11 protein-coding genes are annotated in these 16610 nt (G+C 68.6%); 4 read left to right on the top strand and 7 right to left on the bottom strand.

The features are described from left to right. Window positions 1-25 precede the first annotated feature (25 nt). Window positions 26-2554, top strand: a complete 2529-nt coding sequence (locus BLS42_RS13360; protein ID WP_090581908.1) for a DNA gyrase/topoisomerase IV subunit A — start codon at window positions 26-28, stop codon at window positions 2552-2554. Window positions 2555-2617: 63 nt separating this feature from the next. Here the strand turns inward: BLS42_RS13360 and BLS42_RS13365 are convergent, their stop codons facing one another. Next, entirely contained in the window at window positions 2618-3001 is a 384-nt protein-coding gene (locus BLS42_RS13365; RefSeq protein ID WP_090581910.1) for a VOC family protein, read from the bottom strand. A gap of 287 nt (window positions 3002-3288) precedes the next feature. Then, window positions 3289-5022, bottom strand: a complete 1734-nt coding sequence (locus BLS42_RS13370; protein ID WP_090581912.1) for an HNH endonuclease signature motif containing protein — start codon at window positions 5020-5022, stop codon at window positions 3289-3291. Between the two features lie 165 nt (window positions 5023-5187). Here BLS42_RS13370 and BLS42_RS13375 point away from each other — a divergent pair, with 165 nt between their 5' ends. Further along, window positions 5188-5706 (top strand): DinB family protein, encoded by a 519-nt coding sequence (locus BLS42_RS13375; protein ID WP_090581914.1) that lies wholly within the window; start codon window positions 5188-5190, stop codon window positions 5704-5706. Window positions 5707-5715: 9 nt separating this feature from the next. Here the strand turns inward: BLS42_RS13375 and BLS42_RS13380 are convergent, their stop codons facing one another. The 4 genes from BLS42_RS13380 to BLS42_RS13395 form a co-directional block, all read right to left on the bottom strand. Then, window positions 5716-6768 carry a GNAT family N-acetyltransferase gene (locus BLS42_RS13380; RefSeq protein WP_090581916.1) on the bottom strand — a complete coding sequence of 351 codons (1053 nt, stop codon included), beginning with the start codon at window positions 6766-6768 and terminating at the stop codon, window positions 5716-5718. A gap of 21 nt (window positions 6769-6789) precedes the next feature. Beyond that, window positions 6790-10422, bottom strand: a complete 3633-nt coding sequence (cydD, locus tag BLS42_RS13385; RefSeq protein WP_090581918.1) for a thiol reductant ABC exporter subunit CydD — start codon at window positions 10420-10422, stop codon at window positions 6790-6792. A 7-nt stretch (window positions 10423-10429) separates the two neighbouring features. Further along, window positions 10430-11479, bottom strand: coding sequence for a cytochrome d ubiquinol oxidase subunit II (gene cydB, locus BLS42_RS13390; protein ID WP_090581919.1), 1050 nt, complete (start codon window positions 11477-11479; stop codon window positions 10430-10432). Window positions 11480-11542: 63 nt separating this feature from the next. Then, a complete protein-coding gene (locus BLS42_RS13395) occupies window positions 11543-13138 on the bottom strand; it encodes a cytochrome ubiquinol oxidase subunit I (protein ID WP_090581921.1) in 1596 nt (531 codons plus the stop codon). Between the two features lie 321 nt (window positions 13139-13459). Between BLS42_RS13395 and BLS42_RS13400 the strand changes: the two genes are divergently transcribed. After that, on the top strand, window positions 13460-13846 hold the full coding sequence (locus tag BLS42_RS13400) for a BlaI/MecI/CopY family transcriptional regulator (RefSeq protein ID WP_090581923.1): 387 nt from the start codon (window positions 13460-13462) through the stop codon (window positions 13844-13846). 6 nt (window positions 13847-13852) lie between these two features. After that, window positions 13853-14842, top strand: a complete 990-nt coding sequence (locus BLS42_RS13405; protein ID WP_090581925.1) for a M56 family metallopeptidase — start codon at window positions 13853-13855, stop codon at window positions 14840-14842. A gap of 93 nt (window positions 14843-14935) precedes the next feature. On the opposite strand, the gene BLS42_RS13410 is transcribed toward BLS42_RS13405, so the two are convergent. After that, window positions 14936-16462 (bottom strand): M20/M25/M40 family metallo-hydrolase, encoded by a 1527-nt coding sequence (locus tag BLS42_RS13410; protein ID WP_090581927.1) that lies wholly within the window; start codon window positions 16460-16462, stop codon window positions 14936-14938. Window positions 16463-16610: the final 148 nt, after the last annotated feature.

Below are 16610 nucleotides of genomic sequence, written 5' to 3' on the forward strand. Positions count from 1 at the left end.
CCCCTCAGAAGGATCCACCAGCCTTATGGCACGCCGCCAAACCACGCCCCCGGCAGGGGAAGCCAGTCAGGATTTCACCGAGAACATCGTCGATATCGATGTCACGTCCGAGATGGAAGGCTCGTTCCTTGAGTATGCCTATTCGGTGATCTACTCGCGGGCCCTCCCGGACGCCCGCGACGGGCTGAAGCCCGTACAGCGGCGCATTCTCTACATGATGTCCGACATGGGGCTGCGCCCGGATCGCGGCCACGTCAAGAGCGCCCGCGTGGTGGGCGAGGTCATGGGCAAGCTGCACCCGCACGGCGACGCCGCGATCTACGACGCCATGGTGCGCATGGCCCAGGACTTTTCCCTGCGGCTGCCGCTGATCGACGGACACGGCAACTTCGGCTCGCTCGACGACGGCCCCGCGGCCCCCCGCTACACCGAGGCCCGGCTGGCAGCCGCGGCCCTGACCCTCACGGACCACCTCGACGAGGACGTCGTCGACTTCGTTCCCAACTACGACAACCAGCTGACCCAGCCGGACGTGCTGCCGGCCGCGTTCCCGAACCTGCTGGTCAACGGCGCCACGGGCATCGCCGTCGGTATGGCCACCAACATGGCCCCGCACAACCTCGTGGAAGTCATCGCCGCCGCCCGGCACCTGATTGACAACCCGGATGCCACGCTTGAGGACATCATGAGATTCGTCCCCGGCCCGGACCTGCCCACCGGCGGCCGGATCGTGGGCCTTGACGGCATCCGCGACGCCTACGCCACGGGCCGCGGCTCCTTCAAGACCCGGGCGAAGGTGGACATCGAGCAGCTCTCGGCCCGCCGCACCGGCCTGGTGGTCACGGAACTGCCGTACATGGTGGGCCCGGAGAAGGTGATCGAGAAAATCAAGGACGCCGTTAACGGCAAGAAGCTCACCGGCATCAGCGACGTCGTGGACCTCACGGACCGCAAGCATGGTCTCCGGCTGGTCATTGAGCTCAAGAACGGCTTCAATCCCACGGCCGTGCTCCAGCAGCTCTACCGCTACACACCGATGGAAGACTCCTTCGGCATCAACAACGTCACGCTCGTCGACGGCCAGCCGCAGACCCTCGGGCTGCTCCAGCTGCTCTCGGTCTACGTGGACCACCGGATCAATGTCGTCCGGCGCCGCACGGCCTTCCGGCTGGGCAAAAAGAAAGACCGCCTGCACCTGGTCGAGGGCCTCCTGGTCGCGATCGTGGACATCGACGAGGTCATCCAGATCATCCGGTCCTCCGACGAGGTTGCCGCGGCCCGGACCCGGCTGATGTCCATTTACGATCTCTCCGAGATCCAGGCCAACTACATCCTGGAACTGCGGCTGCGGCAGCTGACCAAATATTCCCGGGTCGAGCTGGAGAAGGAGCAGGAGGAGCTCCGCCGGGAGATCGCCGAGCTGGAGGCGATCCTTGGCTCCCCCGCGCTGCTCCGCGCCCTGGTGTCGGACGAACTCGGTGAGATCGCGGAGAAGTACGGCACACCGCGCCGGACCGTGCTGCTGGAATCCGAGGCCGTCTCCCCCACCGTGGCAGCCGCATTGGGCGCAGCCACCGGGGCCAAGGGCAAGGCCGCACCGCTGGCCCTTGAGATCGCGGACGATCCTTGCTGGGCCATCCTCACCGTGTCCGGGCAGATCGCCCGCACCGCCAACCAGGACAGCCTGGCCGAGGCCGGCCCGCGGACCCGGCATGACGTTTTCTCCTCCGTGGTCAAGACCACCGCCCGCGGCGAGATCGCAGCCGTGACTTCGCAGGGCCGCATGCTGCGCCTGCAGGTCATGGACATGCCGGTGCTGCCGCCGACCTCGGGCACGCCGAATATGGCCGGCGGCGTACCGGCCAAGGATTTCATCACGCTCCTCAAGGGCGAGTCGCTGGTGGCCTTCGCTCCGCTGGACCAGGTCCTCGCAATCGGAACGGCCCAGGGCGTGGTCAAGCGGGTGCAGCCGGACTATCCGCTGAACCGCGAGGACTGGGAAGTAATCGCGCTCAAGGACAAGGACACCGTAGTTGGCGTTGCACCCACCGGGTCCGACGACGACGACCTCGTCTTCATCACGCGCCAAGCCCAGCTGCTGCGTTTCAGTGCCTCCGCCGTCCGCCCGCAAGGCCGAACCGCGGGCGGCATGGCTGGGATCAAGCTTGCTGCCGGGGACCGGGTGATGTTCTTCGGGACCGCCGGCGCCGCTGACGCCGCCGCCGTCGTCGTGACCATCGCGGGGACGGACGGCGCCCTGCCGGGCACCGCCCCCGGGGCTGCGAAGGTCACTGCGCTGGCCGAATACCCGGTCAAGGGCCGGGCCACTGCCGGGGTGCGGGCCCACCGCTTCCTCAAGGGCGAGGACACCCTGCTCCTCGGCTGGGCCGGCCACGGTCCGGCCAAGGCTTCCTCACTGGCCGGCGTGGCGCGCTCACTCCCGGGCGAGCATGGCCGCCGCGACGGCTCCGGAATCCCGCTGTCCCAGGCGATCGACGCCATTGGACCCAGCATGGCGTGGTCAGAGGAACCGGACGCCGGCACCGACACGTAGCCCCGGGGACGCACAAAGCCCGGCCGGAGGCGCTTTCGCGATCCGGCCGGGCTTTGTGACTTGCTACGGCATGTGGACGAGGGTCAGGATGTTGCCCTCCGTGTCCAGGAACCACGCGGCCGAGCTTCCGTCCGGAGTGGTGGCTATGCCGTTCTCGGTTTTTAAGCCCGGGAAATCGTATTCCTCGAAGACGACGCCGTTGGCGCGGAGTTCAGCAACAGCGCCCGCCAGGTCATCGACCATCCAGCCGATCTGCGTGTTCTTGGCTGTTCCGGCATTGGGCGTCTGGTACAGGAGAAACGCGGATCCTGCGCCGCATTTGTACTGCAGGTTGTCCTCGGCGGCCGCGTTTTCGGGTTCGAGCCCGAGCTTATCGCGGTAGAAATTCCGTGCGCGGGTGATGTCTGCTGCCGGTAGCACTGCGCCGACTTGCTTGTCCTTGAGCATGGCTATTCTCTTTCCAGGCCCGCCCCCCGGAAGGAATAATACTCCTCCACGTGCGCAACGTACCTGAGAAACTGAAAGCGCGCTTCCGCGGCCGCCAGCGGCGTGGCCGGGACGTTTGTCCGGCGTACGTCGGACCGCTGACTGAGGTGCGGCAGACCGCTGGCGGGAATGTTCAGCCGATGAATTCGTTGAGCGTGATCACGTTGCCGTCCGGGCCCGTTCGGCCGTTCCGCGACCGCATGATTCGCCGGGCCGGGTCACGCGGCGCCCCGTCACGAGACGCCCCGTCATGCGGCAGTCACTGGATCGGTGGGTCGGAAGTAGTGGTTCCGTCGGGGCTGCCGGCGGGGGTCGAGGTGGGGTGGCGGGATGAACCACGGGATGCCGGTCTGGATCTGGATGGTCCATTGTTCCTTGTGGATCAGATGGTGGTGATGGCTGCACAACAGCGTCCCGTTGTCCGTGCCGGTGCTGCCACCGCGGGACCAGTAGGTGATGTGGTGGGCCTCGCACCACGGTGCCGGAATCGTGCATTGCGGGAAGGCGCAGCCCCGGTCCCGGGCGGTGAGTGCTTTGCGGACATGGGGCGGAAAGACACGGGAGGCCCGTCCGATATCCAAAACCTGCCCATCCCCACCCAGCACCACGGGGATGATGTCGGCGTCGCAGGCGATCTTGCGGATGGTGTCGGCGGTGACGGGCCCAGTGAACAGCAGCGTCCCGGTGCCCGTCCCGGGCTTTCCGGTGGTTGCTGTGGCGCCGGTGGTCTCGCCGAGTCGGGTGAGCAGGTCGCGGTAGTCGATGGTGGCCATGACCTGCGGCCGGAGTCCGCCGGCGGCGGGCAGCCCTCCGGTTGCCAGCGCCGCCTTGCACGCGCCGACCAGACCGTCGAGGAGCTTCTGCGGCCGGGAGCGGAGGTCGAGACTTGCCGTTGCGTCGGTTTCGACGCCCATGCCGGCGGCCGAAACTGCGGCCGTGCCCTCTCCCGTGCCGGCATCAGGATCCGTGACCTCTGCGTCGTCCGGTCCCGTGGCGCTGCCCTCACGGGTGTCGGGTCCCGTGCGGGGGTTGGTGGCGGTGTTCATGACGGTGAGGAGGTGTTCGAACTGGTCGGTGGTCGCGAAGATCTCGAGGTGGTGCAGGCCGTGGCGGCGGCGGCGGATGAAGGCGCCCTGGAGCTGGCGGAGCAGTTCCTCGGAGGGTTCGGCGCCGTCCTGGTCCAGCGCGTCGGCCCAGCTGCGGGTGACGCGGACGAGGAAGTCGGCGTCGTTCTCGGCGGCCGTGCGGGTCAAGGCGTGCTCCATCCGGGCAGCGGCCTCGTCGGCGCACAGGGGCCTGACCCGCGCCAGCGCGACGGCGATGACCGTCGCGGCCCGGGACGCGACCTCGCCGGCCGCGACCGCGGCCCCGAGCTCCCGGTGCACGGGTGGCAGGGTCCGGCCGGCGAGTCCTTGGCGGGGCAGCACGGCCTCGGCGAGGGAGAGCCGGCGCCGCGCCTCCGCGGCGCCGATCCGCAGCCGCGCCCGCAGGAACTCCACGGTGTTCCGGTACCCGTCATCCACGACTGACGCCGGCACGGAAGACGCGTCAGCGGTTACTGTCGCGGACGCGTCCGCGCCTGCTGCGGCGGTGGTGCCGGGCGGCTCCGCGGCTCCGGATCCGCCGGTCTCCCAGCCGCCGGGGCTCTCCCGCCAGCCCGTGGTCCACGAGGTGACAGCCCCCGCGGCAACCCCGGCGGCCGCGGACTGCTTCCGGGTCCGGTCCACTGCGGCGGTCGCCACGAGCTGCAGATACTCCATGGTGCGGGAGAGCTCCTCGACCTGTCCGGCGAAGTCCGCGGCCTCCTGGAGTCCCCACGATCCCGCGTCCTCCACCGCCGTCGCACTCACCGTCTGCAACGCTGCCAGGGCCCCGTCCACACCGTCAACGCCGCCCACACCGGACTGCGGCGCCGGGTCCGTGCCCCGGTCCGTGTCCTGCCCCTCGTCCTGGCAAGCAATGAAATCCCTGACGGCTTCCATGACTCAACGATCCCAAAGGGGTGCGACATTGTAGGCGGAACAGACTGCGCTGCGTCGTCCTGACAGATTCAGCTTCCCACCGCCTGCACCACGGCTCCGGATTCCGCACCGACTCTTGCAACGGGTCGGGATGCCCGGCGGAACAAATGCACCTACACTGCTTCAATGCCTATCATTCCGGATACCAAGGACTGGACCTGGGTCCTGTCACGGCCCTGCCCCGAGTGCGGTTTCGATGCCTCCGCTGCGACCCCTGCCACGGCGCCGGGGATGGTCACCAGCATGCTCCCGCGGTGGCGGGTGGCCCTCCGACGGCCGGACGCGGCGGAACGCCCCAGTGAGGCCACGTGGTCCGTCCTCGAGTATGGCTGCCACGTCCGGGACGTCTTCACGCTATTCGATCACCGCCTGTCGCTCATGCTGACCGAGGACGATGCCCGGTTCGATGACTGGGACCAGGACACGACGGCAATCGAGAAGGACTACGCCAACGCCGACCCAGCCGAAGTCGGCGCTGAATTGACCGCCGAGGGCGAGCAGATTGCCGCGTCCTTCGCGCGGGTCCCGGAGGAGGATTGGGGGCGCAAGGGGACCCGGAGCAACGGCTCGGTGTTCACTGTCCTGACCTTCGCGCAGTACTTCCTGCACGACGTCGTCCATCACCTCCACGATGTGGACGGCTAGCGCGAAGAGCTACGGCACTGCCGGCTCCAGATCCTTGTCCCACGCCATGCTCCGGTTGACCGCCGCATAGCCCATCTTGACGTAGAGCGCGAGGGCTCCGGTGGGGTTCTCCGAATCAACGTCCAGTGAGGCCACGTCCATCCCCGCGGCGGTGAAGCGGCGCATGGCATCGGCCAGGAGCGCCTGTGCGATGCCCCGGCCCCGGAATTCCCGCCGGACTCCCAAGAGCTCCGTGTACCCCTCGCGGTACCCCCGGGCCAGGGCGGCCTCTGCGTCGTGGGTGGCCAGCTGGTAGCCGGCCACCGTCCCGGTGGAACGGTCCAGCACGACGCCGCTCAAGTCCGGCCGGGCCTGCGGATCGTTCACCACAAAGCCCCAGGCCTCCTCGTCGCGCGGCTCGCTGCCCCAGTGGTCCCGAAATGCCGCGTTGTGCGCCAGCCGCACCGGCTCATGCAACTCCGGTCCAAACGTCACGAGCTCCAGCCCGGGGTCCAGGCCGGCGTCAGGCACAGCCTGGTTCAGCGGCCGGTGCATCTCGTTGTAATAGCGGACAACGCCGTAGCCTGAACCGGCGAACAAGGCGGCCTGGTGTTGGTGCTGCTGCTCCATGTAGAGCCGCAGCCTGGGGCGCAGGACCGCGGCCCGTGCGTCCCCGGCCTCGTCGGCATTCCCCGCCGCGCCTGCGTCCTCGGCGAAGCGGTCCCTGGTCCGCTGTTCCATCCAGCCCAGCAGCCCGGTACCGACCCCGCTCCCCTGCCACTCAGGGTCAACGCAGCCGGAGCCGTTCGCCTTGTCACCATCGCGGTTCTTGGTGATCCGGCCGTACGCCCGGGCAACACCGTCCGGATCGAAGCCGAGGATGGTGTTCACCGCCACAGGGTTGTTCGTCGACTCCAGGATCTGTTCCAGGTCCGCCCGGCGCTCAAACCAGACGGGCTGCTCGACGGCGGCCGTCCGGGCGATCAGCCCGGCCCACGCGTCCAGGTCCCTGTGCTCCGCCGCGCGCCAGGACAGCCGCGGATCGAGTGCGGGCCGGGACGGGAGCGCGCCGTTTTGGTTCATGGCAACAGGCTAATGGGCGGGCTACCCCCGCGCCAGCACGGCCGCAGCCGCCGGACCGTCGCCCGCGGCAGGCGCGGCAGCAGCGGCGTCGAGGTCAAGTCTGGTGTCAGCGGCGTCGATATCGTTCGGGTTGTGGGTGACAAGGACAACGGTCCGGTCGCGCAGCCCCTCCCGCAGTTCGGCGAGCATGAGCCTGCCTGACTCGGCATCGAGGTGCGCCGTCGGTTCATCGAGCAAGATGACATCGGCCCCGGTCATGAGCGTGCGCGCAACGGCCAGGCGCGTACGCTCCCCGCCGCTGAGAAACGCCCCGCCCGGGCCGATCCGGGTGTCCAGTCCGTCCTCAAGCCGGGCCATGACCGGACCGAGTCCGACGGCGTCGAGGGCGGCGCGCATCTGTTCGTCGCCTCCGGCCGCTGCAGCCTTTCCGGCCCGCGCCGCATCCCCGGCCGCACGCGTGGCACTACCCGTGCCGGCGCGAGCGGTCTCCGGCTCCGGTCGCGCCAAGAGAAGGTTGCCGCGGATGGTCGAGTCGAACAAGTGCGCCTCCTGCGGGCACCAGGCTGCGCGTCCGCTCAGGTACAGGTGGCCTCGGGCCGCCGGCAGGAAACCCAGGATCGCAGCCAGCAGGGTCGACTTGCCGGAGCCGGAGGCACCGGTGACGGCCAGCCAGCGCCCGGGGCCCGCCTCGGCCGTGAGTCCGGTATAGACGTTGCCGCCGCCTGGCCACGCGGCAGCGAGGTCCACCAGTTCGATTCCGGGTCCGCCGCCGGGCCGCGAAGCCACGTGCACAAGTCCGTCGGCAGCGGCGTCGTCGTCCAACGGCTCACCATTCGCCCCAGGCTCCAGGACGCCTGCCTCGCTGATCCGCCGCATCACGGCACGCAGCGCCGGGTATTGCCGCACTGCCGTGGTGATCGCCGCGTACGGGTCCACGAGGGCAAGCTGCACGAGGACGACGACGGCGACCGTCTCCGGTTCGACCGCGCCGCTCAAAGCGAGCGGGGCGGCCAGCACGGCGCTGGCCAGGGCGGCACACGTGCAGGCCAGGACGGTCAGGGCCTGGCCGAGCCCTTCCGCCCACGCCGACCGCTGTGAGGCAGCGGTCGCGGCCCGGTCCGCCCTGCCTATCGCACCAAGCACGGGTCCGCTCACGCGGTTCGCATTCAGTTCTGCGCGCGCGTCCAGGGCGGCGGCCACGTGACGGAGCACGCCCGAGCGGAGCCTTTGCTCGGTGCCGGCAGACATGCGGTCGGCAGCCAACGCCAGTGCCGGGGCAACGACGATGCTCAGCAGCGCTGCCGCGGCCACAGCGGGCAGCGCTGCGGGAAGCAGCAACCCGATGCCGCACACTGCGGCCGCGGCGACCGCAATGGCAGTCACGGGCGGCAGCACCACGCGGGGCAGCAGCTCGCGGACAGTGTCGACGTCGTCCACCACCGTGCCCAGGACGTTGCCACCCTGCAGGAGCCGGCGCAAAGACAGTGCCCGCCGGCTCAGCGACTCCCACAACCGGCCCCGGAGCCGGGTCAGGGCGGCGAACACGGCGTCATGCAGCAGCAAACGCTCGGCGTACCGCAGGCCCGCCCGGCCGACACCGAAGAACCGCACGCCGACTATCGCGGTGAGCAGGTACAGAATGGGCGGCTGTTGGCTGGCGCGGATGATCAGCCAGCCGGACAGCCCGGCGAGGGCGACGGCGAACAGGGCCGCCAGCGTGCCTACGACTCCGGCGGCGGCAAACCGTCCCGCCACCGGCGCCAGCAGGCGGCGCAGCTGGGAGGTGACTGAGCCCGCCGAGCCGGCGGCCACGGCAGGCGCGGCGCCGGACTCAGGACGGCCCGACGCCGGGGTCGGGGTCGGGGTCTGGCTCGGACCCGGCGTCGCTGCCGCTGTCGCTGTCTCCGCGACGGAAGCCGGCCGGATTGCCGCGTCCTGCACGTCGGCATCACCCCGGGCAGGTGCCGACAAAGCTGTGACGGCGTCCGGAAGTTCGATGCCAGGGTGCCCGCCGGCGCGCGGAGCCACCGCGACGAGCGTGTCGGCAAGCTCCCGGGTTTGCCGGTCGTGAGCTACGAGCAGCACGGTGACTTTTCCCCGGAGCCCGGCGAGGGTCCGATTCACCAATGTGGCCGATTCCCGGTCCAGATGGGCGGTGGGTTCATCCAGGAGCAGTACGCTGGCGCCGGCCTCGATCCGTGCCAGCCCGCGGGCCAGCGCCACGCGCCTCAGCTCCCCCGGGCTCAGCTCGGCGGGGTTCTTGGCGGCCAGGTGCTCTGCGCCCACGGCGGTGAGGCACCGCTGTGCGGCCGCATCGTTTTCCGCCCCGCCGTCCGCACCGGCTGCAGTGTCGGCCGCGGCGGCGTCGGGTCCATAGGTGGGAACGCCGAGATACAGGCGGATCTCGTCCAGCACTGTGGAGGCCACCATGACGGGGTGTTGAGGCACCCAGGCGAGATCCGCCGTCGTGAATCCTCCGAAGCGTCCGGACACGACGGTTCCCGTGCCCGTCCCGATGGTCCCCGCGAGGACTCCGAGCACAGTGCTCTTGCCGGCACCGCTGGCCCCGTCGAGTGCCGTGATCCGGCCGGCTGGGGCGGTGAAGCTCAGTGGTCCGACGGCGGCGTCCGTGCGTCCGCCGAATCGAACGGTCAGCCCGTCCACCGTGACGGCAGGCGGCCCAGCAGCGGGCTCGGCGGCCGGCTCCGGGGTCAGCGGTGTCGCTCCGGGGTCTGCGAGGACGCCAGTGGTTTCGGCGAGCGCGGCCCGGCCTTCGTCGCTGGCGTGGTGTGCTGTGCCAAGCTCCCGGAGCGGCAGGTAGCAGTCGGGAGCCAGGATGAGCGCCAGCAGCCCTGCCTCAAGCGCCATGTCGCCGTGAACCAGGCGGACGCCGATGAACACGGCGACCACTGCCACGGAAATGGTTGAGATCAGCTCGAGGGCCAGGGCGGAGAGGAAGGCCGTGCGCAAAGTCCCCATGGTCCGGGAGCGATACTCCTCGGACATGTCCTCCAGTGCCTTGCGCTGGGCGGCGGCCCGGCCCAGTCCCACGAGGACAGGCAGGCCTTTGGCGAGCTCGAGCATGTGGCCGGAGAGCCGCGCCAGTGCGGACTGGGCTTGCCTGACGCGTTCCTCCGTGTACCGCCCGATCAGCACCATGAACAGCGGCACCAGCGGCACCGTCAGCACGATCACCACCGCGCTGATCCAGTCGGCAAACAGGATGCGGGCCCCCAGCAACAGCGGGATGGCCGCGCAGTTCACCAGTGCGGGCAGGAACTGCGTGTAGTAGTTATCCAGGGCATCCAGCCCCCGGGTGGCCAGCACTGCGAGGCCGCCGTCGGCGGGGCCGGCCGACCGCGTCCCGTTCCGGAGCGCCTGCTCCAGCAGCTGGGAGCGCAACTCCTCCTTCACCCCGAGCGCCGCACGGCGTGAGGCCACCGTCTGGGCCCACACGGTCAGTGAGCGCAACACGGCCCCGGCGACACCCAGAACCAGCTGGTCTGCCCAGGTGGGGTCATGCGCCGCGAGACCGGCGAGCATCGATGCCACAGCCTGAGCCATCAGCACAAGGGACAATGCCTTCAGGGCGGCCAGCAGGCCCAGCAGGTAGAGCGCGGAACGGGTCGCAGGGCCGGCGGGGAACGGTCTCATCGGGGAGTTAGTCCTTCGGTGCCAGCGCTTTGGCGGCGATCGCGGGAAGGAAGCTGTGCGCCTCCGGAATGTGCGCCGCGCTGACCCTGCGCCGGAACACCCAGTACGTCCAGGCCTGGTACGCCAGGACCAGCGGCAGCCCGATGCAGGCCACGATGCTCATCAGGCCCAGGGTGTAGTCCGAGGACGAGGCGTTGGAGACGGTCAGGTTGAACGCGGGATTCAGGGTGGACGGCAGCACCACGGGAAAGGCTGCGCCGAAGATAGATGCGCTGCCGAGCAGGAGGAATGCCCCCAGCGACATGAAGGCACGGCCTTCGGCATCCTTGCGGGCGAAGTTCCACGCCAGGAACGCAGCGACAACGGCGGCGACGACGGCGGCGATAGTCCAGGCCTCGCCGCTGAGAAGCTGGAGGCTCACGGCCCAGCCGGCGATGGGCAGCAACAACACGGGCAGCAACCGGACGAACCACGCCCGCGCCCGGTGGCGGACTTCGCCGTCGGTCTTCAGCGCCAGGAACCCGAGCCCGTGCAGGAGGGAGAACCCGACGACGGCGAACCCGCCGAGGACGGCGTAGCCGCTGAACCAGGCGAACGGGCCGCCCTCGCGGTCACCGTTGGCGTCCAGCGGCAGACCCGTGGTGGTCAGGGCCAATGCCGCGCCGACGCCGAAGGCCGCGACGAACGATCCTGCCGAGATGGCCCAGTCCCAGCGGGCGCGCCACCGGGGGTTGTCCACCTTGCCGCGGTACTCGAATGCGACTGCCCGGAAGATGAGCGCCACGAGGACCAGCAGCAGCGGCAGGTACAGCGCGGAGAACAGCGAGGCGTACCACAGCGGGAAGGCCGCGAACGTGGCGCCGCCGGCGGTCAGGAGCCAGACCTCGTTGCCGTCCCAGACCGGGCCGATCGTGTTGATCAGGACGCGGCGCTCCGTGTTGTCCCGGGCGAACACCTTCATCAGCATCCCGACGCCAAGGTCGAAGCCCTCAAGAAAGAGATAGCCCGTCCACAGCACCGCGATGGCGACGAACCAGATGGTGGGTAGCAGTTCCATGCTGAGAATCCTCTGCGCTTTTCCGTGTGGGGTTGCTGGATAGGTGGGTTGCTGGGCGGGCGGCTAGTAGGCGAAAGCCAGGACGTCGCCGTCGGGTTTGCCCGGACCGCCCCGGGGGGTGCCGTCTTCGTTTTCGTCAACGGGGGCATGCACGAGTTCCGGCATGGCCGAGGCCACGCCGCCGCGGACGTACTTGACCAGGAGCTTGACCTCCACCACCAGCAGCACCGCATAGATCGAGGTCAGGACCACGAGGGAGGTCAGGATCTCGCCGGCCGAGACTCCCGGTGAGACGGCCGCGGCGGTGAACATGAAGACCTGATCGATTCCGCTGGTGTCCGGGTTCGGGGCGACGACGAACGGCTGGCGGCCCATCTCGGTGAAGATCCAGCCCGCGGCGTTGGCACCGAACGGTGCCAGGATGCCGAACACCGCCAGGCGCATGAGTCCGCGGGAGGCCGGCACGGTGCCCTTGCGGGTGGCCCAGAGTGCCAGAAGGGCGGCGAGGGCGGCCACGCCGCCGAAGCCGATCATCATCCGGAAGCCCCAGTAGGTGACTTCCATGACGGGCACGTATTGGATTTGCTGGCCGGCGCGGTCCCCGTAGATGGGGTTGTCCGGCACTGTGGTGCCGTACTTGGACTGGTACTCATCTAGCAGGCTGTTGACGCCCTTGACCTCGGTGGTGAAGTCGCCCTTGGCCAGGAAGGACAGGATGCCGGGGACCTCGATCACGGCCACGATGGCGTTGCAGTTCTTGGAGCCGACGTTGCCGACGCTCAGGACCGAGAAGCCGGTACCGTCGTGGCAGGCGGCCTCGGCGGCGGCCATCTTCATGGGCTGCTGCTCGAACATGAGCTTGCCCTGCAGGTCTCCGGTGACGGCGGTGCCTGCGAAGGAAATCATGGCGACGACGGCGCCGATGCGCAGCGAGCGGATCCAGACGGTGTGGTCGTTGCGGTCCCGGCCGAGGATGCCGGCGGCTTCGCCGGGAATCACCTTGCCGTCGGCCCCGATCGTGTCGATGCCGTCGTGGCGGCGGCGCCACAGGTGGTACCAGGCGATGCCGAGGAGGAAGGCCCCGGCGACGGCAAGGGCACCGAAGAGGGTGTGCGGCACGGCAACGAGGGCGGTGTTGTTGGTGAAGACGGCCCACGCGTCGGTCATGACGGGCCGGCCGTTGAGCATTTCGACGCCGACGGGGTGCTGCATCCAGCTGTTGGCCACGATGATGAAGTAGGCCGAGAACACGGAGCCAATCACGGCGACCCAGAGGCAGGCCAGGTGGACGCCGGGTTTGAGTTGTTTCCAGCCGAAGATCCACAGGCCCAGGAACGTTGACTCGACGAAGAAGGCCAGGAGCGCTTCCATGGCCAGCGGTGCGCCGAACACGTCTCCGACAAAGCGGCTGTACTCGCTCCAGGCCATGCCGAACTGGAATTCCTGCACGATTCCGGTGGCGACGCCCATGATGAAGTTGATCAGGAAGAGCTTGCCCCAGAACTTGGTCATGCGCAGATATTCCGGCTTGCCAGTGCGGTACCAGAGCGTCTGGATCACAGCCACCACCAGCCCGAGGCCGATCGTGAGCGGCACCATCATGAAGTGGTAGACCGTGGTGATTCCGAATTGCCAGCGTGCGATTTCCAAGGCGTCCAAGGCAGTCCCTACTTTTGGCTAGGTTCGAGCAACTTCTACGCGGCGTAGAAATACGTCTTCTACAGAGTGTAGAACACATCGGCGCTTGCCTGTAACTCAGACTCCCACGGCACGTCACGGCCTGCAATGGCCGGACAGCCCCCGCCCCGGGGCCTCGGGGCGGCCTCTCCGACACGCCGAACGGCCGTGTTCTACTTCATGTAGAAAGAATGCGCAAAACGCGGTAAATTTGTAACTGAAGTGTTCACATACACCGCACCGGCAGGCACCAGCATGTTCCCAGCACGACGCCGGCGCGGCAGTCATAGAAGGATGTACGCAATGGCAAGTCTCGGTGAACTGGAACGGGCCGTGATGGACCTGCTCTGGGCAGGCCAAGAAGCTGCGACGGCCAACACGCTGCGGGACCTTCTCGCGCAGAGCACCCACCCCCAGGACGGCACCGCCGGGCATGTGGGCAAGGACCTCGCGGTCACCACGGTGCTGACCGTACTCTCGCGCCTCGAGCGGAAGGGCCTCGTGGAACGCGAACGCGGTACCCGCCCCCACCGCTACCAGGCCGTCTCCAGCCGCGCGGACCACACTGCGGAGCTTATGCACGAGGTCCTCGGCTCCGCACCGGACCGCGAGGCCGTCCTGGCCCGGTTCATCGGTTCCGTCACGGACAACGAAGCAGAAACCCTGCGCAAGCTATTGGGCCGCAGCTAACGCCCGATGTTCTGGACCTCATATTTTCTGGCGGTCCTGGCGATAGCATTGGCGTGGCCGGTGCCTATCCTCCTCTCCCGTGCCCAGTGGCCGGCCCGCTCCCCCTTCACGGCCATGCTGCTGTGGCAGGCGATCGCCCTGGCCGGCGGCCTGTCCATGATCGGCGCCATGCTGGTCTACGGGCTCGAGCCGGTCGGGGATAACCTGCTCTCCGGTCTGCGGGCCCTGGCCGGGATGGCCTTCAACAATGCCCCCACCACCGATCTGGGCTTCTGGCACATCTTTGCGCTCTCAACCGCGGCCCTGCTGACGGCGCACCTCGTTTTCACCCTGCTGCTGACCTACTACAAGATCCAGCGCCAGCGCCGGCGCCACCGCGAACTGCTGGACCTTCTCGCCTCACCATCCTCCGACGGCCCGGGAACCATGGTCCTCAACGTGGACTCGCCCGTGGCGTACTGCCTTCCCGGCGGCGCACGGTCCGTGACTGTTCTCTCCGACGGGCTCATGGCCGCCCTGGAGCCCGATGAGCTGCGTGCCGTGCTGATTCACGAGAACGCGCACCTGAGCCAGCGCCACCACCTCCTGCTGTGGGCCTTCGCCGCGTGGCGCCAGGCTCTGCCGTGGCTCCCCACCACGCGGCTGGCGCAGGAGTCGGTCAACTCCCTGATCGAAATGCTTGCCGACGACGTCGCGCTGAAGACGGAGAGCAAGACGACCCTGATCAAGGCGATTGCCATTGTGGCCAGCGGGTCCCCGGCCACTCCGGCGGCACGCCTGGCGTTCGTCGAGCCCGGCCTGTCCGACGTCGACGCCAGCCAGCCCGGCGCCACCGGGGGTGCTGGCTCGGCCGGCACGACGGCGTCCCGCGTCAGCCGTCTGCTCTCGCCCCGGCCGCCGCTGTCGGAACCGCTGCGCGCCGCCGTCCTGGCATGCTGTGCGCTGCTGCTGGCCCTTCCGACGGCCTTGTTGCTGGTCCCCGGCTTGCTCGGCTAGGGCCGGCCCGATGCCAACCTGATCCTCCCGCTCAAACGGCGGGCCGCCCCGCCAGAAGAGCGGCGAAGCGGTCCGGGTTGGGCGGTGCCGCTCTTATTTCAGCAGCTTGCTGCCCTTGAATTGGAGATCGACGGCGCCCGCGCCGTTGCCCTTGGAGGTGCCATTGATCGCCGAGGTGGTCATGGCGAAGGTCAGTGTGGAATGGGCGATCGCGTCGGCCATTTGCTCCAGCACCGTGGTGTTGACGTTGCCGATAGTGTCGCAGGCCTGGTGGTAGCAGGCGTCATGCGCCACATTCGCTGTCCCGCCGAACACCGCCGCCTCCTGCGCGGTCTTGATGCCTTCCGCGCCGGTGAACAGGCCGCCCGCCGGAATCCCGTTGGTGATGAACCCGGAGTAGTCCGAGCGCCCGTCGAACTCTGTCGGCGCGGTCGGCAGGTTCTGGGATTTGAAGTAGTCCACGAATACCTTCTCGACGAGCCCGGAGCCATTGGGTCCCTTGGTGCCGAAGGAGGAACCGTCGCCGTCGTAGACGTACCGGACAAAGTTCGGCGAGCCGACCATGTCGAAGTTGAGGTTGACCGCGTGAGTCTTGACCTGGCTCGCCGTCAGCTGGGATGCGTAGTAGTCGGAGCCGATGAGTCCTGGTTCCTCTCCTCCCCAGAAGGCGAAGCGGACCCTGTTGACGGGGGTCTGGCCGGACGCCTTCAGCTGGATCGCCGTCTCGAGGATGGAGGCTGTCCCGGTGCCGTTGTCGTTGATGCCGGGCCCCTCGGGCACGGAATCCAGATGCGCCCCCACCAGGACGGTGCGGTCCGCGCGTCCGCCGGTATCGGCCAGGATGTTGAAGGACGTCAGCGCGGTGACGGTGGCATTCACGGAGAGGTGCATGCTGACGTTGCTCAGCCCGGCGAGTTCGGCGCCGGTGGCGAAGCTTGTGCTGACCACCGGGAGACCGGCCTGAGGCGCGTCCAGCGTGCCGCCGAACAGGGCAAAGCGCTCGTCCCCCGGGTCGACATTGCCCTGGTTGAAGATGATGACGCCGGCTGCCCCGGCCGCGGCTGCGTTGTCCGCCTTGATCCGGAAGGTGCAAGTGCCGCGCTGGATCAAGGCGATGTTGCCCGCCGTGAATCCGCCAAAGTCAGCTGCCTCGCAGCCGCTTGTGGAGGCCCTGTCGCCGGCCAGGTTGATGTCGACGGCGGTCAGTGGGGCCGTGACGTTGCCGGAACCGGAGTAGGCCATATCGAGGAAGCCGTCTGGGGCGTCATAGGCGTAGCTTCTTGGGGATGGCGAGAGCCGCCCCATGGAGGCCGAGACGGTGTCGTAGCGGTCGTAGGGAAAGGTTTGGCGGACCGGGGTGTAGCCGGCGGCACGTAACTTGCCCTCGACGTACTGGGCGGAGGCTTCATAGCCCGGGGTGCTGGCAGCGCGGGTGCCTGCGTTGGCGTCCGCGACCGCCTGGAGCGCTGCGAGATGCTTCATGATGTTCGTTGCCGACACGGCAGCACGCAGGGAGGCCGTGTTTGTTCCGTTGTCTGCGAGTGCGGGCGGCGCAAGGGTGGCCGCCAACCCGATTGAGGCGGCGATGGCCGCGCGGCGGATATTCCGGCGTTGCTTCATAGGGATCTCCTGGATTCGGCTGCGGAATCCGAATCCGGGCGTCCTTGCCCGCATCGGTGAGATGAAGCTATCGGAAGCACCTTGGGCAAAGGTTGGTAGCGGCAGGCCCAGCGGAGCCGCCGCGGGAAATCAGCCACCGGCCCTTCCC

Source organism: Arthrobacter sp. ov407, assembly GCF_900102895.1.
Taxonomy (GTDB): domain Bacteria; phylum Actinomycetota; class Actinomycetes; order Actinomycetales; family Micrococcaceae; genus Arthrobacter.